Source organism: Porphyrobacter sp. CACIAM 03H1, from assembly GCF_002215495.1.
GTDB lineage: Bacteria > Pseudomonadota > Alphaproteobacteria > Sphingomonadales > Sphingomonadaceae > Erythrobacter.
This window is the reverse complement of the sequence record NZ_CP021378.1, coordinates 874055-895700: the sequence shown is the minus strand read 5'-3', so window position 1 is coordinate 895700 and position 21646 is coordinate 874055. Positions and strand designations below refer to the sequence as shown.

19 protein-coding genes are annotated in these 21646 nt (G+C 68.9%); 11 read left to right on the top strand and 8 right to left on the bottom strand.

Features of this window, described 5'->3' with window-relative positions; genetic code table 11:
* The first annotated feature begins 169 nt into the window (after window positions 1-169).
* The 3 genes from katG to CBR61_RS04340 all read left to right on the top strand — a co-directional run bounded on the left by katG (window position 170) and on the right by CBR61_RS04340 (window position 4569).
* Complete coding sequence (gene katG / locus CBR61_RS04345) at window positions 170-2389, top strand: catalase/peroxidase HPI (protein ID WP_088913253.1); 2220 nt, start codon at window positions 170-172, stop codon at window positions 2387-2389.
* A 177-nt stretch (window positions 2390-2566) separates the two neighbouring features.
* Window positions 2567-3406, top strand: coding sequence for a transcription factor jumonji, JmjC (locus tag CBR61_RS16725; RefSeq protein ID WP_157696490.1), 840 nt, complete (start codon window positions 2567-2569; stop codon window positions 3404-3406).
* Window positions 3403-4569, top strand: a complete 1167-nt coding sequence (locus tag CBR61_RS04340) for a GNAT family N-acetyltransferase (protein WP_157696489.1) — start codon at window positions 3403-3405, stop codon at window positions 4567-4569. The genes CBR61_RS16725 and CBR61_RS04340 overlap by 4 nt, the downstream gene beginning before the upstream one ends.
* A gap of 10 nt (window positions 4570-4579) precedes the next feature.
* On the opposite strand, the gene CBR61_RS04335 is transcribed toward CBR61_RS04340, so the two are convergent.
* Window positions 4580-6553: a hypothetical protein gene (locus CBR61_RS04335; RefSeq protein WP_088915453.1), complete on the bottom strand. Its 1974-nt coding sequence runs from the start codon at window positions 6551-6553 to the stop codon at window positions 4580-4582.
* A gap of 164 nt (window positions 6554-6717) precedes the next feature.
* Here CBR61_RS04335 and CBR61_RS04330 point away from each other — a divergent pair, with 164 nt between their 5' ends.
* Window positions 6718-9030 (top strand): trypsin-like serine protease, encoded by a 2313-nt coding sequence (locus tag CBR61_RS04330; protein ID WP_157696488.1) that lies wholly within the window; start codon window positions 6718-6720, stop codon window positions 9028-9030.
* Window positions 9031-9106: 76 nt separating this feature from the next.
* Window positions 9107-10609 carry a S1 family serine peptidase gene (locus CBR61_RS04325; protein WP_088913250.1) on the top strand — a complete coding sequence of 501 codons (1503 nt, stop codon included), beginning with the start codon at window positions 9107-9109 and terminating at the stop codon, window positions 10607-10609.
* A 39-nt stretch (window positions 10610-10648) separates the two neighbouring features.
* Here the strand turns inward: CBR61_RS04325 and CBR61_RS04320 are convergent, their stop codons facing one another.
* Window positions 10649-10897: a hypothetical protein gene (locus tag CBR61_RS04320; protein WP_088913249.1), complete on the bottom strand. Its 249-nt coding sequence runs from the start codon at window positions 10895-10897 to the stop codon at window positions 10649-10651.
* A gap of 52 nt (window positions 10898-10949) precedes the next feature.
* Window positions 10950-12950 (bottom strand): TIR domain-containing protein, encoded by a 2001-nt coding sequence (locus CBR61_RS04315; protein ID WP_172835914.1) that lies wholly within the window; start codon window positions 12948-12950, stop codon window positions 10950-10952.
* 305 nt (window positions 12951-13255) lie between these two features.
* On the opposite strand from CBR61_RS04315, the gene CBR61_RS04310 reads away from it, so the two are divergent.
* The 4 genes from CBR61_RS04310 to CBR61_RS04295 are packed head-to-tail and all read left to right on the top strand — an operon-like array spanning window position 13256 to window position 15593.
* Window positions 13256-14029, top strand: a complete 774-nt coding sequence (locus CBR61_RS04310; RefSeq protein WP_420705698.1) for an SPFH domain-containing protein — start codon at window positions 13256-13258, stop codon at window positions 14027-14029.
* A gap of 7 nt (window positions 14030-14036) precedes the next feature.
* Complete coding sequence (locus CBR61_RS04305) at window positions 14037-14252, top strand: toxin-antitoxin system HicB family antitoxin (protein WP_088913246.1); 216 nt, start codon at window positions 14037-14039, stop codon at window positions 14250-14252.
* On the top strand, window positions 14245-14568 hold the full coding sequence (locus CBR61_RS04300) for a hypothetical protein (RefSeq protein ID WP_088913245.1): 324 nt from the start codon (window positions 14245-14247) through the stop codon (window positions 14566-14568). The genes CBR61_RS04305 and CBR61_RS04300 overlap by 8 nt, the downstream gene beginning before the upstream one ends.
* Window positions 14569-14612: 44 nt before the next feature.
* Entirely contained in the window at window positions 14613-15593 is a 981-nt protein-coding gene (locus CBR61_RS04295; RefSeq protein ID WP_088913244.1) for a hypothetical protein, read from the top strand.
* Here CBR61_RS04295 and bchJ read toward each other — a convergent pair.
* From bchJ to hppD, 5 genes are all read right to left on the bottom strand, one after another.
* Window positions 15590-16195 carry a bacteriochlorophyll 4-vinyl reductase gene (bchJ, locus tag CBR61_RS04290; protein WP_088913243.1) on the bottom strand — a complete coding sequence of 202 codons (606 nt, stop codon included), beginning with the start codon at window positions 16193-16195 and terminating at the stop codon, window positions 15590-15592. The two genes, CBR61_RS04295 and bchJ, sit on opposite strands and share 4 nt — an antisense overlap.
* On the bottom strand, window positions 16185-17798 hold the full coding sequence (gene bchE, locus CBR61_RS04285) for a magnesium-protoporphyrin IX monomethyl ester anaerobic oxidative cyclase (RefSeq protein WP_088913242.1): 1614 nt from the start codon (window positions 17796-17798) through the stop codon (window positions 16185-16187). Before bchE ends, bchJ begins: the two co-directional genes overlap by 11 nt.
* Window positions 17799-17901: 103 nt before the next feature.
* On the bottom strand, window positions 17902-18462 hold the full coding sequence (locus CBR61_RS04280; RefSeq protein WP_088913241.1) for a VOC family protein: 561 nt from the start codon (window positions 18460-18462) through the stop codon (window positions 17902-17904).
* 14 nt (window positions 18463-18476) lie between these two features.
* Window positions 18477-19124, bottom strand: a complete 648-nt coding sequence (locus tag CBR61_RS04275; RefSeq protein ID WP_088913240.1) for an intradiol ring-cleavage dioxygenase — start codon at window positions 19122-19124, stop codon at window positions 18477-18479.
* The gene (hppD, locus tag CBR61_RS04270) at window positions 19121-20236 is read right to left on the bottom strand and encodes a 4-hydroxyphenylpyruvate dioxygenase (protein WP_088913239.1); all 1116 of its coding nucleotides are present in this window, start codon (window positions 20234-20236) and stop codon (window positions 19121-19123) included. The genes CBR61_RS04275 and hppD overlap by 4 nt, the downstream gene beginning before the upstream one ends.
* Window positions 20237-20362: 126 nt before the next feature.
* On the opposite strand from hppD, the gene CBR61_RS04265 reads away from it, so the two are divergent.
* Both CBR61_RS04265 and CBR61_RS04260 read left to right on the top strand, forming a co-directional pair.
* Window positions 20363-20890: a VOC family protein gene (locus tag CBR61_RS04265; protein ID WP_088915452.1), complete on the top strand. Its 528-nt coding sequence runs from the start codon at window positions 20363-20365 to the stop codon at window positions 20888-20890.
* Window positions 20890-21528 (top strand): carboxymuconolactone decarboxylase family protein, encoded by a 639-nt coding sequence (locus tag CBR61_RS04260; protein ID WP_088913238.1) that lies wholly within the window; start codon window positions 20890-20892, stop codon window positions 21526-21528. Before CBR61_RS04265 ends, CBR61_RS04260 begins: the two co-directional genes overlap by 1 nt.
* Window positions 21529-21646: the final 118 nt, after the last annotated feature.

Sequence of the window (21646 nt, the reverse complement as noted above, 5' to 3'; positions counted from 1 at the left end):
GATGGATTGCTGCGGCTCCTCGCAATGACGATCTGAACTAATCGCCCCGCTCAATCAAAAAGCGCGCATTAATCGATTGGACGCAACTTCCTGAAAGCGTCATTCTCTCCTCATAGACTACGCGGCAGACCCGCGAGTCTGACCCCCAGATGTGAGAGGAGACACATTCATGGACGCAAAAACCGGAGAGATGAGCGGCGGTTGCCCGTTCCACGGAAGCATGGAAATGCGCAACCTGCTGGGCCGGACCAACCGCGACTGGTGGCCGCAGGCGCTCCAGGTCGACATCCTGACCGAAGGCGGCCGCAGCGCGAACCCCTATGGTGAGGACTTCGATTATGCCGAGGCCTTCAACGCGCTCGACTACAACGCCCTCAAGGAAGACCTCAAGGCGCTGATGACCGACAGCCAGCCCTGGTGGCCGGCGGACTACGGCCACTACGGCCCCTTCTTCATCCGCATGGCCTGGCACGCGGCCGGTACCTACCGCACCGGTGACGGACGCGGCGGTGCGAACAGCGGGCAGCAGCGGTTCGCTCCGCTCAACTCCTGGCCCGACAACGGCAACCTCGACAAGGCCCGCCGCCTGCTGTGGCCGATCAAGCAGAAATACGGCAAGAACATCAGCTGGGCGGACCTGTTCATCCTGACCGGCAATGTCGCGATCGAGAGCATGGGCGGCCCGGTGTTCGGCTTCGGCGGCGGCCGTGCCGACGTGTTCGAGCCCGAAAGCGTCTACTGGGGCACCGAGGAGCAGTGGGTCAACGAAGGCGTGCCCACCCGCATCCACCCCAAGGAAGGCCGCGCGCTGGAAAATCCGCTCGCCGCGATCCAGATGGGCCTCATCTACGTCAATCCCGAAGGCCCGCAGGGCAACCCGCATGACCCCGAGGGCATGGCCCGCGACATGCGCGAGACCTTCGCCCGCATGGCGATGAACGACGAGGAAACCGTCGCGCTCACCGCCGGCGGCCACGCCTTCGGCAAGGCTCACGGCGCGCACCCCGCCGACACCTTCGGCGGCGCTCCGGAGAGCGAAGACCTGCACCTGATGGGCTTCGGCTGGCTCAACGATGCCGACGAGATCGCCAAGGGCAACATCACCACCTCGGGGATCGAAGGCGCATGGACGCCGAACCCGACCCAGTGGGGCAATGACTACTTCCGCCTGCTGTTCAAGTATGACTTCGAGCTGGTGAAGTCGCCCGCCGGGGCCTGGCAGTGGCAGCCGATCAACCCCGATCCCGAAGACATGGCCCCCGACGCGCGCGACCCGTCGAAGAAGGTGCCGACTATGATGACCACCGCCGACATGGCGCTCAAGAACGACCCGGAATATCGCAAGATTTCCGAGCGGTTCCTGCACGATCAGGCGGCGCTCGACGATGCCTTCGCCCGCGCGTGGTTCAAGCTGTGCCACCGCGACATGGGGCCCAAGATCCGTTACCTCGGGCCCGAAGTGCCGGAAGAAACGCTTATCTGGCAGGACCCGGTGCCGGCCGGCACCATGCCCTCGGATGCCGAGGTCGCCCGCTTCAAGGCGGCGATCCTGAACTCGGGCCTTTCGGTCCGCGAGCTGGTCAAGGCGGCCTGGGCCTCGGCCTCGACCTACCGCAACTCCGACCACCGCGGAGGCGCCAACGGGGCGCGCATCCGGCTGGAGCCGCAGCGTTCGTGGGCGGTCAATGATCCCGCAGAGCTGTCGAAGGTGCTCGACACCATCGAACAGCACCGCGGCAGCCTCAGCATGGCCGACGCCATCGTGCTGGCCGGCTCGGCCGCGGTGGAGAAGGCGGCGAAGGATGCGGGCTTCGACGTCGAGGTGCCCTTCCTCGGCGGGCGCGGTGATGCGACCGAAGAGCACACCGACGCGGCAAGCTTCGAGCCGCTCGAGCCCTTCGCCGACGGCTTCCGCAACTACCTCAAGACCAAGGCGCAGGTCCGCACCGAGGAGATGCTGATCGACCGGGCACACCTGCTCGGCCTGTCGGTGCCCGAGATGACCGTGCTGGTCGGCGGGATGCGGGCGCTTGGCGCGGTGAGCGATCATGCCCACCACGGCCACCGCATCGGCGTACTGACCGAGACCCCGGGCAAGCTCACGCCCGACTTCTTCCGCAACCTGCTCGACATGGGGACCAAGTGGTCGCCGGTCGATGACAGCGGGGACGAGGAATATGTCGGCGTCGACCGTGCGACGGGCGAGGAGAAGTGGCGCGCGACCCGCACCGATCTCGTCTTCGGCTCCAACTCGATCCTGCGCGCGCAGGCCGAGGTCTATGCCGAGAGCGGAAACGAGGGCAAGTTCGTGTGCGACTTCATCTCGGCCTGGACCAAGGTGATGAACGCGGACCGCTTCGATGTGACCTGGGCGAAGTACCACGCCTGAGCGGTGATACGCTGAACACGAAGGGCCTCCGGTGGCGACACCGGGGGCCCTTTTGCTTTGTGGCCGCCAGCGGTTCCGCCCCGCCCCCGCACGCCGGAACAGCGTTAACCGGCCTTTCACCGCTGCTGCGATAAGTCCCTGAAAATCGAGCAGAGATACCTTCAAAGGGCCGCAGATATGTCGCTGATCGACCCCCAATCGGTGCCCCGGCTGGCGCAGCACTATCCGCGCGCGCCGGGCCTGTTGCGCCACAACCTCGCCGCCGAGCCGCTGCTCGGTCTGCCCGCGCTGGCCGAGGCCGCGCGCGCCCTGCCCCGCGAACAGGTCGAGCGGCGCATGCACGATGCCGGCAACGGCGAGGCCTTCCGCATGATCGAGGCCGACACCCACCCCGCCGACGCGATCGCCGCCGGATGCGTGAACGACGCCTGGATCATGCTACGTTATATCGAGCAATTGCCTGCCTACCGCGCCCTGTTCGAGCGACTGCTGGCCGAGCTTGCCCCGGCGATCGGCCCTGCCACCGGGCCCGTGTGCGACATCAAGGGCTTCGTGTTCATCTCCGCCCCCGGCACCCACACGCCGTTCCACTTCGATGCCGAATACAACATCCTGTTCCAGATCGCCGGGGACAAGGTCTTCGCCACCTATCCACCTGCGCCGCCCTATATCGATCTGGCGCGGCGCGAGGCCTATCACGTGGCGGGAGAGAACATGCTTTCCTGGAGTCCCGACTATGCGGCGGCCGGGACCGAGCACCGGCTCGCGCCGGGGGATGCGCTGTTCGTGCCCTATTGCGCGCCGCACTGGGTGCACGCCGGCGATGCGATGTCGGTGTCGCTGTCGGTGACCTGGCAATGCCGCCGCAGCCGTGCGGTGGCCGATGCGCTCTGGCTCAACCCGGTGATGCGCCGCGTGGGCCTGCCCGCCTACGACCCCGCCGCACATTCCGCCGCGCACGCGCCCTGGCTGCGGGCGGCGGCGCGGCGCGTGGGGCAGAGGATCGGCCTGCTGTGAAACCGCTCGACGACAGCGCGCTGGAGATCGCACCGCGCCCGCGCCCGCTGGCCCACCCGCGCGGGGTGGCGCCGGCGCGGGTCGCCTTCCACCGCCCGGGAAATCTGCTGCTGCCCGACCGGCGGCGCTGGGCCGAGCTCGCCACCTGCGCGGCGGCCGGCAACGTCTTTGCCGCCGACTGGTTCATGGAACCCGCGCTGCGCCATTGCGGGCGCGAACGCTCGCTGCGCCTCGCGGTGGTCGAGGACGCGGCTGGCGGCTGGCTCGGCGCGATGCCGCTGACGCTTGATCCGGTGATCGGGCGCTGGCCGTTGCCGAGCCGCCAGAGCTGGCACAGCGCCAACCAGTTCATCGGCACGCCGCTGGTGCGCCCGGGGGCCGAGAAGGTGTTCTGGGAGGCCCTGCTCGGCCATCTCGACCGCCATCCCGGGGTGGCGCTCGGCCTCTATGCCGACACCCTCCCGCTCGACGATCCCGCCACCCTCGCGCTGGCGAGCCTGTGCGCCGAGCACGGCCGCGCACTCCACCAGTGCCGCAGCTTCACCCGACCCGCGCGACTGGGGGCAAGCGCGGGCGACCCGCGGGCGGCGAAGAAGCTCGACAAGCGGCTCGACGGCCTCGAGCGCAAGCTTGCCGAAGCCCACGGCGAGGTGCGGCTGGTGCTGCACGATCACGCGGAGGACTGCGAGCCGTGGCTGGGGGCCTTCCTCGCGCTCGAACGGGCCGGGTGGAAGGGGCGTGCGGCGAGCGCGCTCGGCTGCCATGCCGCCACCGCGGGGCTGTTCCGCGAGGTGATCCGCGAAGGCCATCGCCGCGGGGCAGTGCGGCTCGCCAGCCTCACGACGGGCGAGACGATCGTGGCGATGACCAGCTGGCTCGTCCAGCGCGGCCGCGGCTACGGCTTCAAGATGGCCTTCGACGAGCGGTTCCGCAGCTTTGCGCCCGGCCGCCTGCTGATGCGTCGGGTCGCCGGGTTGGCGGCGGCGGCGGGGCTGACGCTGTTCGACACCTGCACCGTCCCCGACGCGCCCGACGACCCGCTGTGGCCCGACCGCCGCGCCTTCGGCGATTTCGCCGTGGCGATCGGCGGCCCGGCGCGGCGCGCTCTGTTCGACAAGGTGATGCGCGCGCAGACGGCGCGGCGGCGGGGGATGAAAGCCTAGGCCGGCGGATTTAGGCAGGAAGGGCGAGGTGCTTGGCGCCGAACACCGACTGCCAGCTCGCGATCTCCTCGACCACCGCTTCGTCGAGCGCGTGGATCAGGTCGGCGGCGGCGTGGTAGGTGAGGGCGTCCGGCGCGCCCGAGAGCAGCAGGCCGATGCGCTCCTCGATCTCGCGCAGCTTTTCCGCCGCGACCCGCGAGATCGCACCGAAGCGTTCGAAATCTCCGAAATAGCGGATCCCTGAAAGGTTCGCGCCGAGCGTCGGGAAGGCGACGCCGAAGAAGGTGAAGAGCGGCGAGAGATCGGCCGCGAGGTCCTTGGGCGCCATTCCCGCCAGCCCCGCGCCCTTCAGCAGGAGATAGGCCAGCACCGAGACCACCGCGAGCTTGAAGCAGGTCGCCGCCACCCGGTCGAGCCGGCTGTGGACCGTCTCCAGCCGGTGCGCCTTGGCGGTGTGATAGGCGCGCTGGGCGCTGACATGGGGCAATACCGTGCCCGCCAGCCCTGCGCGCAGGTAATCGCGCGTGGCGGCGACCGCAGGCAGGCCGACATCGCGCAGCGCGTGGCGGGCGAAGTGTTCGGGCCATTCCGCCCCGCCGCCGCCCTGTCCTCCGCTTCTCGGCCAGCGCCCGGTCGGCCGCGCTACGCCGAGCAGCAGAAGTGCCGGCGCATGGCGCAGATATTCGGCCACGCGCCGCATCGCGAACCAGCGCCGGTGCCAGCCGAGCCGCGATCCGGCCGCGGTCAGCACCAGAATCCCGCCGAGCAGCAGCAGCTCGATCCCGGCGAAGATCCACTTGTATTCCGCAAGCCCCAGCGGGAGGAAGGCGATGCCGATGATCACCGCCAGCGCGGCGAGCACGAAGTTGACGCACATGCCCGACCGGTAGGCATCGGCGAGCCGGCTCGCCACGCCGTCGGCCCAGGCGAACAGCGGCAGGATGTCTGCCGCCAGCTCGCGCGCCACGCGCGGATCGCCGCCGGGCATCGCCTCGGCCGCGGCCACCACCCCGGCCCCGCTGCCGCCGACGATCGCGCCGGGCGCCTCGTAATCCACCCGTAGCGACCCGAAGGCCCCCGCCCCGCCGCCGCCGAAGACCGCCTCGATCCGGCGATAGAGGCCGAAGGCCTTGCTCGAGCGCGGGCGCCACTGCTCGGCGGCGAGCAGCGTCGGGCTCCAGCCCTCGACCACCACTGCGGCGCGGATGATCGCCTCGAGCCGGGCGAAATCGGGTTCGGCGGGGGCAGGCTGGCGCAGTTCCTCGGGCCGCCCGAGGATGCGGCAGGATTCGGGCGTCGTCGGGTCGATCAGCAGCACCGGCGCGCCCATCGCCAGCGCGGCGGTGACGGTGTGTCCGGTGCCGCCGGGCAGGTTCGCGACCTTTCCGTCCCACACCGCGATAACGAGATCGGTGCGCTCGATCATCACCCGCCCGGCGAGCGCGACGTTGTCGGACGAGAGCGCCTCGAAGGCGCGCGCGGCGGCGCGGTCGTCGGGCGCGGCGAGGCTTGCGCGCCACAGCGCCTCGACCTCGGCATCGCGGTCGGCGAGTTCGAACAGGCTCGCCCGGGCGGTGATGGCGCGGATCGCGGCGGCTTTGGCCTCGACCGCAGGATCGGCTGCGGGCCGGCCTGCCAGCACGGCGTCGACATCGGTGAGCGTCAGGGGATGGGCGTTGATCGCGCAGTTGAGCGCCGCGCCGAAGGGCATGGGCACAGCCAGTTCCCACCCGCGGGCGAGCGCGATCTCGGCGGCGACCTGATCGGTGCCGTCAACCAGCAACGAATGGAGCCGCACCGCCCCGCGCGTCCCCGGCAGCCCGGCACAGATCGTGTCGATCCGCGCGAACAGCGCCTCGAGCGCGGCGGCGATGGCGGAAGCGTGGGCCGAGAAGGAGGGATTGGAGGCGCGGTGCCCGGTGATCCCGAGCGAAAGGTGCGGCTGCCAGCTGTCGCGGACGGGGGCAGGCAGGCTGGCTGGCATCGGCACGTCGTCTCCCCCCTGCCCGCGCGCCGACGCGGGGCGTGGCATCGTGCTTAATCGCTCACCCCGTCCGCTTGCAACCGCGAAGCGACCCCCGCGCGCGCAGGTTTGACGATGTCCCGCGAAGCAGGCATCATCGCGCAAGGCATTGGGGAGACAGGGGGATGGCCGGGAGCAGGGCGGCATTGCGCATGGCCATGCTGGTGATGGCCGTGTTCGCGCTGGCGTCGGGCGCGCGCGCGGCGACAACCGACGAAGCGCCTGCCGCCATCGCCTACCCGCGGGGTGTCAACCACCACTACCGTGCTCCTCAGGACCCGCTCCCCGAGGTCGCCGCCCGCGAGGCGGCCGCCGCCGACGCGGCCGCGGCGGCCTGCAACGAGGGGAGTGCCGCCGGCTGCGTCGCACTCGGGGATGCCTTCCAGCGCGGCGAGGGCCGCCCCCAGATCCGACCGGTCGCGGAGCTGCTCTACCGACGGGCCTGCAACGCCGCCGATGGCGCGGGCTGCGCGCAGCTCGCCGCCTTGCTGCTGCACCGCGGCACCCCGCAGGACGAGGTCGAGGCCGAATGGCTGACGGCACGGGCCTGCCGTCTCGGGGTCCCCGCCGACTGCACTCTCACGCCGCCCGATCCGCGCGAGGTCGAGGCCGGCCTGCGGGCCGATTGCCGGACATCGCAAGGTACCGCCGAGGCGTGCCGGACCTTGGCCGCCATGCTGCTGGCCGAGCCGCGTACCAGACGCCGCCTTGCCGAGGGCCTCGCCCTCATCGACCGGCAGTGCCGCGCGGGCGGACGCGAGGCCTGCGCCGATGCGCTGCAATACTGGGAAGCGACGGAAAATGGCGAGGGGCCGCGCACCTTGGCCTATCGCGATCTGGCCTGCACCGCCGGCGACACCTCGACCTGCATCGTTCTGGCGAAGGCGGCCTTTGCGCGGGGGCCGGACGAACGGGCAGCCGCCACCGCCCTGTTCGCGCGCGCCTGCGCGGGCGGGGATCTGCCAGCTTGCAGCCAAGCCGCCGACCTTGCCCGCGAACCGCTGCTTGCGCCGGAATGCGATGGCGGGACGCTGGCGTCCTGCACCGAACTCGGCCTGATGCTCTACCGCTGGAACAGCGTGCTGTTCGATCCCGACCGCGCCATCGCGGTACTTTCCGCAGCCTGCGAGGCGGGGGCTTTCGCGGCGTGCAAGCCAGCGGGCGAATACACGCTCAACCGCAGCAGCGATGCCGACAGAGATGTGAAGGCGAGGCGCGCCGTCGCCCTGCTCGCACGCGGCTGCGAGGCGGGAGAGCGCGAGGCCTGCGAAACCCTTGCCGACGAGCTCGCGGAGGGCCCGAGGGTGCTGTTCGATCAGGCGCGGGCGGAAGAGCTCTATCTGGTGCAATGCGACGCCGGGCGGGCGAAGGCCTGCGACGCCCTGGTGCGCTTCAGCCATCCGGCCGCGCCCGCGCCGCTGGCGCAGGGCTACGATCCGCCGATCCGGACACCCGAGGAGATCGCCGAAGAGGAACGGATCGAGCGCGAGGAGCGCGAACGGCAGGACGCCGAATTCGCAGCGCAGCGCTGCCAGACCAACACAGCGATCTTCGAGGGCGTGACCTACAGCGATACGCTGTGCATCAGTATCGCGCGGGTGATCGGCGGCTTTGCGGTACCCCGGCTCGAGCAGGCGCCGTGGCAGGCGCTGCTGTGGCGGCCGGAGCAGATCGGGCGGACCAAGGTCTCGGGCGGGGACAGGGTGCTGTGCGGGGGTAGTCTGGTGCGCACGGGCTGGATCGTGACCGCAGCCCACTGCCTCGTCGACATCGAGAACACCGATATCGTCACCGGCGGCCATCGGGTCCGGCTCGGTCTGATCCGGCCGTTCGAGGACGAGGGCAACAGTTACGCGATCCGCCGCGCGATCCGCCATCCGCGCTTCGACCCCAAGACCTACGCCTTCGATATCGCGCTGGTGGAATATGACCCGCGCAGCGGCACCAGGGGCGACTTCGTCACCGGCGTGGCGCGGATCAACCTCGACCGGCGCACGCTGGCGCAGCGACCGGTCCGTGCCGGCGCGCCGGTGTTCACCTTCGGCTTCGGGCGCACCCGGTTCGTCGACCGGCACCGGTCCGACTTCGCGCAGGCCGCCGCCGGCAGCATTCCCACCTATTTGCAGGCGGCGCGGCTGATGCTGCGCGATGCGGAGGAATGCACCCAGCTCACCGCCTTTCGCGACCTGCGCAGGGATTCGATCCTGTGCGCGGCGGGCGCCAACGGCGAGCAGGCCTGCGACGGCGACAGCGGCGGGCCGCTCGTCACCTATGGCGACCAGAAGGGTGTTCCGACCCTGATCGGGGTGGTGAGCGCGGGCAAGGCCTGCGGCACCACCGGCAAGCCAAGCCGCTACGTGCGGATCGGGCACCCGCTGGTACAGGCCTGGCTGGAGGAGAACCTGCCCGGCTTCAGGGCCGAACCGACGGCTCGCTGACCGCGACCGGCCCGTCCGAGGGATAATTGCGCAACATCCTGCAAGAGGGCATATTTGCCGGACAGGCGGGAGAAAGATGATGGGCAAGCGAGTGGCGGCGCTGGCGGGTCTGGTTCTGGCGGCCGCGGTGCTGGGAGCGGCCCCGGCGCGGGCCGATCCGCGGGAGGTCCGGACGCTCGACACCGCATGCCGCAAGGGCGAGCGCGCCGCCTGCATCACGCTCGGCAAGCGGCTTGCCGACATCTACGATCCCCTCGCCGACCGCCCCCGCGCCCTCGCCCTGTTGCGCCCGGTGTGCGACAGCCCCGCAACGGTCGCGGAGGCGGCGGAGACCTGCGCGACCGTCGGCGAGCTGATGCTGATCGCGCGGACGCTGGACGAGAGCGGCACGAATTCTGCCGTGGTGACCGCCTACCTCTCGCGCGCCTGCGACAGCGGATCGCTCGAAGCCTGCCGCACGCTGGCGGACGAACTGGGTTCGGGCGACCTCCTCCCTGCCGACGCCGCCCGCGCCCGCGATCTGGTCGGCCGGCTCTGCCGCTCGGGCCAGCAGGACGCCTGCGAGGCCCTCGCGCCGGCACAGGCCCCGGAGCCGGAGCCGGCGTCTGACACCGCCGCCGTTCCATCCGGAGATATCGACTATGCCGACCTGCCTCCATCGAGGCCGGAAGGCGCTCCGGATGCCGAAGGGCAGGTCGAAAGCGATGGGCAGCTCACGGAAGTTGATCCCTCGGACGAACCGCGCATGGTCGGGGTCAACCGGGGCATTCCGCTCCGCCCGGGAAGCGCCAACTGGGTGGCGATCCTCGAGCACCCGAGGCAGCTGGGAACGCGGAAGCTCGAGGCGTGGCAAAGGGTGGCCTGCGGAGGATCGCTGATTGCGCCCGGATGGGTGCTCACGGCGGCGCACTGTCTCGATCACAAGGACAGCGGGCGCGTAACCCCCACCAGCGGGCACGCGATCCGGCTCGGGGCGCACAACCCGTTCAACGAGCAGGAGGGCATTTCCTATCCGATCCGGGAGGTCATCGGGCACAATTCCTTCACCCCCGCAACCTACGCCTTCGACATTGCGCTGATCCGGTTCGACGAGACCCGCCCGATTGCGCGCGGGAAAGTGTTCGGGGAGAGGCCGTTCCGCCCCGTGGCGGTCGATGCCCGCCCTCCGGCCAGCCGCCCGATCTCCGGCAGGCTCAACGTGGACGTTCTGGGTTGGGGCCGGACTTCGCCCGACGACCCGCGGCCGGCCGACGGCCTCAGGCGCGGGGATGTTACCCTGATGAGCGAGGCGTCCTGCACCAATGCGACCCATTTCCGGGATATCCGCAAGGGTTCCGTGCTGTGCGCGGCGGCGGGATCGGGGCAGCACAATTGCAAGGGCGACAGCGGCGGTCCGCTCGTGCTCGAGGATGCGCAGCGGCGCAGGGTTCTGATCGGCGTGATCAGCATGGCTGACGCTTGCGGGGATGGCGCGAATCCGAGCCGATTTGTCCGGTTGACGCACCGGACGGTCTGGGCGTGGCTTCAGGAGAAGCTGCCGAAGGACGCGTGGCGCCGGATGACGCTGGTGACAGATTGAACCCTGCGCGGCACCGGCCGCGCAGGGTCTGGCCAGCGATTACTCGGCGGTCGCGCCGGCGGCTTCGCCTTCGGGCGGAATCGGGTTGTCGGACGCGGCCGGCGGGATCGGGTTGCCGGTCGGGTCGAGGCCTTCGGCAGCGGCTTCGGCCGGATCCGCCGCGGGCGTTTCGGCAGCCATGGCATCGGCGGTCGGTTCGGCCTCGGGGGCCTCTTCCGTCTTGCCGCCGCAGGCCGACAGCGCCAGGGCGCCAGCCGCGACAGCGGCGAAGGTCACAATCTTCTTCATGTAATCAACCCCCTCATGCGCGCCCCCCATTGAGCGCGACCGAGGGGTGCTATCATGATCCGAGGCGCGAAAGCAAATTCTTGAAAGCCGCCTCGCCCCGCAGCGGATCGAGCAGCGGGTCGTTGGGCATCCACAGCATCCCCGGATCGCGCATCGCATAGCCAGTTTCCAGCTGCGCCAGCGCCTCTGCGGTGTTCCCGCGCTGGGCGTGGACCTGGGCCTGCTGGTAGTGGCTGTCGTCATAGGCGCTCGCCAGCTTCGACAGCGCGGCATCGGAGCCTGCCGCATCGCCGAGCCGGTGCCTGGCCACCGCGATGGCGGTGAGCGCATAGGCCTCTCCGGCCTCTGCCTCGGCGGCCTTGAGCGCGCCGGCGGGATCGTTCTGCATCAGCCGCGCGATGGCGATGCCGAACTGCGCGCTCGACAGGCTCGGATTGAGCGTCAGGCCGCGTTCCATGCGCGACACGACCGACGGGTAGTCGCGCGCGAACAGCGAAATATATCCCGCCGAACGGTAGGCGCGCGCATTGAGCGGATCGAGCGCGAGCACCTTGGCAATCATCTGCTCGGCCTGCGGCACCTCGGAGCCATAGGCGAGAAAGCCCGCGACCGAGCGCAGAACGTCGGCATCGCCCGGCGCGAGCTCCTGCGCGGCGCGGAAATGGGGCGTTGCCGCAGCTCGCGACAGCTTCCCGTTGTTGAGCGCGAAGCCGAGCGCCAGGTGCCCGCGCGGCAGGCGCTTCTCGATCTGGAGGGCGCGCTCGGCCGCCGCGATCGCTTCCCCGAACAGCTCGGCGGATTCGGCCTCGCCGCTTGCCACGTTGTTCGCGATTGCCGCCAGCATTGTCGAGCGCATCGCATGGGCGGCGGCGTAGTCGGGGTCGGCCGCGATCGCGGCGTCGAACTGCGTCAGAGCCGCGCGGTCGCTGTCGGTGCCGGCCGAGACCTCGTAGAGCGCAAAGCCGCGCAGAAAGGCCTCGTAGGCGGCGACGTTCTGCGTCCCGCCGACATCCTGCTGCGCCGCCGCCGCCTTCTGCGCCTCGCTGGCAGTAGCGACCTCGGCGACAAGCGAAACCGCGACGGTCTGCGCGATCTCGGACTGGACCGCGAAGACATCCTCGAGCGCGCGGTCGTAGGTTTCGGCCCAGCGCACCAGCCCGCCCTTGATCTCGACCAGTTCGGCACTGACCCGCACCCGCGCGGTGTCGCGCTGGACGCTGCCGCGCAGGATGTGCCCGACCCCGAGCTTGCGGCCGATGGCGAAATCGTCCTCGCTCTGGATGACGCTCGAGGAGGTGGGCGCTGCGACCTGGAGCCGCGGGTTGCGGGCGAGCACGCTGCGCAATTCGCGCGAGAGCCCCTCGGAGAAATACTGCTTGGCCGGATCGCCGGTCTCGTTGGCGAAGGGCAGCACCACCATCGAGATCGCCGCCGAGGCTGGCGAGCCGAAAATCCCGAACTGCCATGCGCCCAGCAGCCCCGCCGCTCCCGCCACGCCCGCGACGCCGATCATCAGGGTGCGGCGCGAGAGCGCGGGCCCGCCCGCCAGCTGCGCGGCGGCAGGCACCGCCGTCGGTACAGCCGGGGCAGCCGCGACCGGCACGCGCGCCGCTTGGCCTGTGCCCTGTTCGGCCCCGGCCTTGGCCCTGACCGCGACGAGAATGCGCGCCGCCTCGGGGCTGCCGGGCTGGCCGTCCCAGCCGCTGATGTCGAGCAACTGGAACTGGCGGAAGCCGAGCGGGGCCATCGTCCCGTCAATCGTCAGCGGCACGAGGCAGCCGCGCTCGCGACCGCGCTGGGCCTCGTCGCGGACCCAGTGCGACTGGGTCGATGCGGCCGACCACAGCACCACCACCGCATCCGCGCCCTCGAGCGCGGCCTCGGTGGTCTGGAGATAGTTCTCGCCGCCCTCGAGCCGTCCGTCCCACCACACGTCGTATCCCGCCCCTTCGAGCAGGTCGATGACAGGACGGGTGCGAGCGAGATCGCCGCGCGAATAGCTGACGAACAGCAGGGGGGGGACACCGGAGGAGGCGTCGTCTGCGCTGTCCACTGATTCTGCCCCCCTTTTGCAATCGTTGACCGATCGCCCCCTGCTACCGCGAAACGCCCCCCGTCGCCAAGCGATGATGCGCATCCGCGCGGAATGGCTTGTCGCAAATCCGCTTGACGCACCCGACTCATGATATAAATATGATATCATAATAATACTGAAACCGGAGATTCGTCATGTCCCCATCCGATACCCCTGCCCTCAACCGCAGCCGGGAAGTCCCGGCAACGACACAGAGCGGCTATGTGATGCTGCTCGCCAGCCTCGTGCTGGTGGCACTGGCGGTCTGGCTGTTCATCGGCGCGATGGCGCCCGAGGATCCCGACGGGCTCAAGGTGATCGGCGCGATCGTCACCGGCGTCGCCGGGCTGTTCATCCTCACCGGCTTCTACATGATCAACCCCAACGAGGCCGCAGCGATCCAGCTGTTCGGCGCCTACAAGGGCACAGACCGCAACGAGGGGCTGCGCTGGGTCCTGCCGTGGCTGACCCGCAGCAAGATCGCTGTGCGCGCCAACAACGTCATCTCGGAGAAGATCAAGGTCAACGACGCGCGCGGCAACCCGATCGAAATGGCCGCGCAGGTCGTGTGGCGCGTCACCGACACCGCGCAGGCGCTCTACGACGTCGACGACTACCGCGAGTTCGTCACCGCCCAGATCGAGGCGGCGGTGCGCGCAATCGGTTCGCGCTATCCCTATGACGATATCGAGCATCTCGAGGTCACCCTGCGCGGCAACCACGAGGAGGTCGGTGCGGAGCTGCGCCTCGCCCTGATCGAGCGGCTGCAGGTCGCCGGGATCACCGTCGATGAATGCGGCCTCACCCACCTCGCCTATGCCCCCGAGATCGCCGGCGCGATGCTGCGCCGCCAGCAGGCCGAGGCGGTGATCGCCGCGCGCGCCAAGCTGGTCGAGGGTGCGGTCTCGATGGTCGAACTGGCGCTGACCCAGCTCAGCGAAAAGGACGTCGTCCACCTCGACGACGAGCGGCGCGCGGCGATGGTGTCGAACCTGATGGTGGTGCTCTGTTCCGAGCGCGACACGACCCCGGTGGTCAATGCAGGATCGCTCTACTGATCCTGCCATGAGTGCGAAGAAGGCCTTTGCCCTGCGTCTCGATCCGGCGCTTCACGCTGCGGTCCAGCGGCTCGCCGATGCCGAGCTGCGCAGCGTGAACGCCGAGATCGAGATGCTGCTGCGCGAGGCGCTGGCGCGGCGCGGGGTGAAAGTCGAGGTCAGCAAATCCGCCAAGCGCGGGCGGCCTGCGGGCAAGGCAAGCGAGGGAGACAGCGATGCGTGACGAGGACAAGCCCTTCATTCTCACCCGTTACGGGCGGTGGAGCTTCAAGATTGCCCCGCGCAATGGCGAGGGCTGGCGCCAGACGGTGGTCTGGATGGCGCTGCTGGCACCGATCACCGGCGGCTTTGCGTGGTTTGCGTCCGGCCAACCCGAAGGTTCCACCTTTCATATCGGCCTTGCGCTCTACCTGATCGTTATGTTCGCGTGGGGCACAGGCGGCATGATGTGGATGAAAGCCCGTGCCGAGGTGGTCGACATTGAGGAATTGCTCAAGCTGAAACGCGAGGCGGATCGCAAGGCGCGGCGCCCGAAATAGGCCCGGGCAAGGGAACCGGGTTAAGGAAAAAACGTTGAAATGACATGTCATTCCGTCTGCCGCTGTTCGCCGCTTTCGTCCTGACCCCGCTTCCGCTCGCCGCACAGGACGCGCCTGACGCCGGCCCCGGCATCGTCGTCACCGCCGAACGGAAAACCCCTGCCGAGGAGCTGGTGCTCCCGCCAGACCACATCATCACCGTGGTGATCGACGGCACGCCGTTGCGCCTGCTGGTCACCGCCGACGCCTCGGGCCCGGCGGCCATCGATCCCAGAATCGTGGTGCGTCTGGGGTGGGGCGCCACGTTCCAGACCCACTGGGATTACGGCAATGGCGATGTGCTGAAATCGGCCGGCACATTGCGGATTGCCGATTTCGGCGACCGCAAGGCAACCCTGCCGGTGATGTGGAGCTTCGGGTTGCCCACAATGCTCGCCGACGGCATGATCGGCATCCATAACCTGCCCTACAAGCGCATCGTCATGCCGCTTGCCGCACCGGTCGGGGAACAGACGGTCCAGCGCTTCCCGCTCCAACGCTTTGCCGGACAGCGCGCAATGCGGGTGGGGACCGAGATCGACGCCGACGGGCGAAGGCTCAAGGCAATTTTTGCCACGGATTACACCGACAATGTCGTTACCGCGCCGACCGCAAACTGGCTCGCGACGCGGTTCGACGGCGGGTTCCTGCCCGGGAGCGAGGGCAAGCTGCGGATGCGTTTCGGGGTGGAGCGCCGCACGCGGATGATGCGCCTCGCCCGGCCTCTGGAACTCGGCGACCTGCTGATCGACCGCTTTGCGGTGCGGCTCGCGGATTACGGCAAGGCCCGCAATGTCGGCGAGGCGGGGGAGAACGATCCGCGCTTCGACCCGAACGAGATCGTCGTCTCCGAACGCAAGCCGCGCGGGCGGGTCGACATGCTGACCCGCATCGGCCGCAACCAGATCGCCCACTGCTCCACGCTCACCTACGATCTCGAGAACAACGAAATCCGCCTCGCCTGCGGCACCCCGCCCGCCAGCTAGGCGCGGGCGATGCGGTAGTCCCGGCGCGGCACGATCTCGCAGCCGGGCTCGATCACCGTGCAGGTGCAGCCCGCCGCCACCAGCTCGCGGTAGAGCCGGGTGAAGACCGCCGCATACCAGTGGAACAGGCTGTCGGGCGGCATGGTGGGATCGTCCGCGGCGGAGCGGTCGATGGTGAAGCCCCACGCCCCCTTCGCGGCAAAGGCCCCCGCGCCGATGAAGGTCCAGGCGTGCTTCCTGATCGCCGCCATCAGCAGCGGCGCGGCCAGCATCGGCGGAAGGCGCCGCAGCAGCCAGCAGACCGCGCGCGGGATACGGTTGGCGATTATGTAGTCGGCAGTGCGCAGGCCCGCCTCCTCGGCAACGACGAAGGCGCCCATCGGATCGTGCAGCGACAGCCAGCGGTGGAGCCGAAGCGCCTCGATCTCGGGGATCATGTGCTCGCCCGAAGGCAGGCGGTGAATCTGCGCATCGAGAAGGATCGCGCGGGTCTCGGCAGCCCCGAGCCGCTCCTCCATCACCTCCACCGCCTTGAGCACCGCATTGGGCCCGATCAGCGCGCCGGGCTTGCGGCGCCCCTGAAGGCGAGCCTCAATCGACATCGATCCGGTCCCGCCGGCGTTGCTCACCCCGCTGCTTCATCTGGCTGCGCACAGCTTCGCGGCGCTCCTGCGCCTGCGCGGCGCGGTCGGCGGCGGTTTCCCAGTCGGCGGCGGCATCGATCGCGGCGGCGCGGCTTTCGTCGAAGTGGAACTCGACGCTCTTCTTCGTCTGCGGCCCCCAGTAGCCCGCCTTGCCGAGATCGTAGAAGGTCCGCTTGAACCCGGCGCGCAGGAAGGCCCAGAGGCACCCCAGCAGATAGCGCCGCCGGAAGCCGGTGCCGCGCCACGGATAGTGGAACAGCGCCTTCCTCATGTAGAAGCGGCGGTAGTTCTTCATCACCCCGTCGAGCAGCTCGCCCCGCTCCATCGCGGCGGGTTTCATGATCGGGGTGACGAAGTTGTACTTGCTGAAATCGTGGACCTCGACCTGATCCTTCAGCGTCTCGAACAGCGGCGTGTAGGGCCAGGGCGTGTACATCGCCCAGTTGGCGAGATCGGGCTGCCAGTCCCACGCCATCTGGAAGGTCTCCTCCAGCAGCTCTGGCGTCTCGTTGTCGAGGCCGACGATGAACTGCGCCTCGACGAAGATGTCTGCCTCGCGCAGCAGGCGGATCGCCTCCTTGTTCTCCTCGACCTTGGTTTCCTTGTTGAACCGGTCGAGCTTCATCTGCGCCGCCGCCTCGGTGCCGAGGCTGACATGGACGAGGCCTGCCTTGCGGTAGAAGGACAGCAGCTCCTTGTCGCGATAGATGTCGGTGACGCGGGTGTTGATGCCCCACTTCACCTTGTCGGGCAGGCCGCGGTCGATCAGTTCCTGGCAGAACCTGATGAAGGTCTTGCGGTTGATGGTCGGTTCCTCGTCGGCGAGGATGAAGAAGCCGACGCCGTGCTTTTCGTGCAACTCCTGGATTTCATCGACGACATCCTTCGGGTCCCGCACGCGGTAGTCGCGCCAGAACTTCCACTGCGAGCAGAACGAGCAGGTGAAGGGGCAGCCACGCGCGAGGTTGGGGATGGCGACCCGGGTGCCGAGGGGAATGTAGGTGTACTGGTTCCAGTCGAGGATGTCCCAGTCGGGCTTGATCGAGGCCATGTCCTTGATCGTGTCGGCGGCCTCGGTGGCGACGACCTTTTCACCTTCGCGGAAGGCGAGGCCCCTGATCGCACGCGCCTCGTGCGGCCAGCGGCCCTCCTTGATCGCCGTGAACAGCTCCACCGCGATCTCCTCGCCCTCCCCGCGCACGATCACGTCGATATGCGGGGCTTCGGCGAGCACCTGGGCATACATGAAGGTCGCATGGATGCCGCCCAGCACCCTGACCGCGCGCGGCACGGTGAGCGCCGCGACCTCCAGCACGCGTTCCGCCGCGTAGATCGAGGGGGTGATGGCGGTGGTGCCGACGATGTCGGGCTGGAGAGCGCGCATCCGATCGGCCAATTCCTCGTCCGACAGCCCTTCGGTCATCGCGTCGATGAAGGTGATGTCGTGGAACCCGGCGCGCTTGAGCGGCCCCGTCAGATAGGCGACCCAGGCGGGCGGCCATGTCCCGGCGATCTCGGCACCGCCCGAGCGGTAGTTGGGATGAACGAACAGGATGCGCATGGGCCGACTCCCCCCTTCAGGATGGCCCAAGGTGGGGGAGTCGCGGCGCTGCGGCTTTGTTTTGGATCAAATGTTAAAAGGCAGACGCTCCGCCGCAGAGGAATTACTTCGCCGCGTGCTGCGCCCGGGCAATCTCGTGGAGCCAGTCGGCGTGGCGCGGGGCTTTCTTGGTCTGCGACCATTCCTCCAGCATCACCGGGGCGACGCGGGCGAGTTCCTCGTATTGCTCGGCCGTGCCGATGTCCGCGGCGAGTTCCACACGGTGGCCGTTGGGATCGAAGAAGTAGATCGACTTGAAGATGCCGTGATGCGTCGGCCCGAGCACGTCGATCCCCTCAGCCTCGATATGCGCCTTGGCCGCCAGCAGCGCCTCCTCCGAAGGCACTTTCAGTGCGAGGTGCTGCACCCATTGCGGCGTGTTCGGGTCTTTGCCCATCTCCGGCTGGTTCGGCAGCTCGAAGAAGGCGAGGATGTTGCCGTTCCCCGCATCGAGGAAGATGTGCATGTAGGGATCATATTCGCCGGTCGAGGGCACGTGGTCCTCGGCAAAGGCGGTGGTGTAGGTCATGCCGAGCACGCGGGCGTACCACTCCACCGTCTCCTTCGCGTCCTTGCAGCGATAGGCGGCGTGGTGGATGCCGGCGAGGTTCACGGGATGGGTCATGGCGCTCTGCTCTCTCACTCGGGATGGCGTTCAAGGATGATGTCGCGGGTCACCTGCCAGACGCCGCGCGCGTCGCGGGTGGCCGGGACGATGCCGTTGCCGCCCTTGTTCGTCATGCTGCGGCGATAGGCGTCGGTCACCCCGAACTCGCCGTCGAACACGATGTCGTCGATCCAGTAGGGGCGTTTGCCCGGCTCGAGGATGGTGAAGTGGACATGGGCCGGGATCGTGTCGTCCGGGTAGGGGGCGGGCTTGATCGTGCCGAAGCTGTAGCGCCCGTCCGCGCCGGTCTTCACCCAGCCGCGCAGCCGCCCATGGCGGCGCGAGGCCTCGGTTTCCGGGGTGCCGCCCGCATAGAGCCCCGCGGCGTTGGTCTGGTAGGCATAGATCACCACACCCTCGGCGGGTGACTTGCCGCCTGCAGCATAGACCGTGCCTTCGATGCGCAGCGGCTCGCCCGGTTCGCCGGCGGGAGCCATGTCGGCATGGCTGGCGAGCGAAGCGGCATCGGCCTCGAGCGCGCCTTCGCAGCCTTCGCACTGGTAGAGATCGGCGCGGGCCTTGCCCGCCAGAGGCGCGGCATCGTCCTGCGCGCCCGCCACGCCGCAGCCCGCAAGACCGAGCAGCATGGTCGCGGCAAGGACGGGCCGCGCGGCGATCACTCCGCCGGTTCCTCGACGTTGAGCACGCCGCGGATGATCTGGTCGCGCTCCATGCTTTCGAACAGGGCCTTGAAGTTGCCTTCGCCGAAGCCCTCGTCGCCCTTCCGCTGGATGAATTCGAAGAACACCGGCCCGACCTGCGCCTGGGCGAAGATCTGGAGCAGCAGGCGGGGAGAGCCGCCTTCGGTGGTCCCGTCAAGCAGGATGCCCCGCATCTTCAGCGCCTCGACATCCTCGCCGTGGCCGGGGAGGCGTTCGGCGAGCATCTCGTAATAGGTCGCGGGCGGCGCGGTCATGAAGGGGACGCCGAGCTTCTGGAGGCGGTCCCAGCAGCTCACGAGATCGTCGCAGATGAGGGCGATGTGCTGGATGCCCTCGCCGTTGAAGGCGCGCAGGAACTCCTCGATCTGGCCCTTGCCGCCCTCGCCCTCTTCGTTGAGCGGGATGCGGATCTTGCCGTCGGGCGCGGTGAGGGCCTTGGAGGTGAGGCCGGTATATTCGCCCTTGATGTCGAAGAAGCGGATCTCGCGGAAGTTGAACAGGGTCTCGTAATAATCCGCCCAGTACTTCATCCGCCCGCCGTAGACGTTGTGGGTGAGGTGATCGATGGTATGGAAGCCCGCGCCCTCGGGGCGGCGCTCTATACCGGGGAGATACTCGAAGTCGATGTCGTAGATGGTGAGGCCGTTGCCCCCTTCCGCGCCCTCGTAGCGGTCGACCAGATAGAGGATCGCCCCGCCGATGCCGCGGATTGCGGGGATGCGCAGTTCCATCACGCCGGTCTGGACGGCCACGGGCTCGGCCCCCTTGGCGATCAGGTGCTCATAGGCCTTGGCGGCGTCGCGCACGCGGAAAGCCATGCCGCAGGCTGACGGGCCGTGCTCGCGGGCAAAATACCATGCGGCGCTGCGCGGCTCGTAATTGGCGATGAGGTTGATGCCGCCCTGCCGCCAGAGGTGCACGTCCTTCGAGCGGTGCTGCGCGACGCGGGTGAAGCCCATCGCCTCGAACACCGGTTCCAGCATCCCCTTCTCGGGCGCGCAGAACTCGACGAACTCGAACCCGTCGAGCCCGGCGGGATTGTCGAACAGGTCCTTGGTCGGTGCATTCATCGCGGGCGCTCCCTCGTCGGCGAATATAGTTTCAATTGAAACCATCTACCCGAAATGGCCGATTCGCGCAAGCATTGCCAGCCGGGCCGGATCGGGGCAGTCTCGCGCCGGAGGAGAGACAAGCCGATGATCAGGACCAAGGGCATCAACCACATCGCGCTGGTGTGCCGCGACATGGCGGAGACGACGCGGTTCTACACCGAAGTTCTCGGTATGCCGCTGTTCAAGACGGTGGAGCTGCCCGACGGCGGCCAGCACTTCTTCTTCGATTGCGGCGGGGGAAATGCGGTGGCGTTCTTCTGGTGGAAGGACGCACCGCCCGCCGCGCCGGGGATCGCCTCGGTGAAGAAGTTCCCGTTCGACGCCAAGACGGCGGTGGGATCGATGAACCACCTCGCCTTCGACATGGAGGAGAACGAGCTGGAAGCGGCTCTCGAGCGGTTGCAGGCGGCGGGCGTGCCGCACACGCACATGGTCTTCAACCACGACGACAGCCCCTCGGGCTATGCGCGTGAGATGCACGAGGGGGTGTTCGTGCGCTCGGTCTATTTCACCGACCCCAACGGCATCATGCTCGAATTCGCCGCCACCACCCGCGCCTTCGGGCCGGAGGACGTACGCCACGCACCCGCGACAATGGCGGAGGACGCCTGATGCCGCGCCTGAGGGAAGTGCCCCGCGCCGAGGCCGATGCCAAGGTCGCCCAGCCGCTCTATGCGCAATTGTTCGGGGAGCGCGATCCCGTCGCCGAGCCGGGCACCGCGACCGGCACGCGCGGGGACTGGTGGACGGTGTTCGCCAATTCGCCCGACACGCTGCGCCACGCCGCGCAAGGGTTCGCTTATTACCGCTCGCCCGAGAGGAAGCTCGATCCGGTGCTGCGCGAGCTGGGGCAGACCTGGGCGGGGTGGGCGACCGGCTCGCAATTCGTGTTCTCGCAGCACTGCAAGTCCTTGCGCGGCCTCGGGGTCAGCGAGGCGAAGATCGCGGCCTTGCCGGTGTGGCAAACGTCGGACGAGTTCGAAGCGCGGGAGCGCCTCACGCTCGCCTATGCCGACCGGCTTGTGTGCCATCAGGGCCGGGTGCCCGACGCGCTGTTCGCCGAGGTGAAGGCGGCGTTCAGCGACGAGGAGATCCTCGAGCTCACCTACATCACCTGCCTCTACCACATGCACGCCATCATGAGCCGCGCGCTGCGGACGGAGTTCGACGATCGCGATGAACCGGTGGTGGAGGTGCCCGCGCCCGAGGGCTTCGACGCGCTGGATTTCCTCGGCGGGGCTAGGCGCTAAGTCTCCCCTCCCGCCTGCGGGAGGGGCCGGGGGTGGGCAAGTGAACCGTCGCGCAGGCCCACCCCGCTGCGACTAGGCGGCAAGCCGCCAAGTCTCGCTCCCCTCCCGCAAGCGGGAG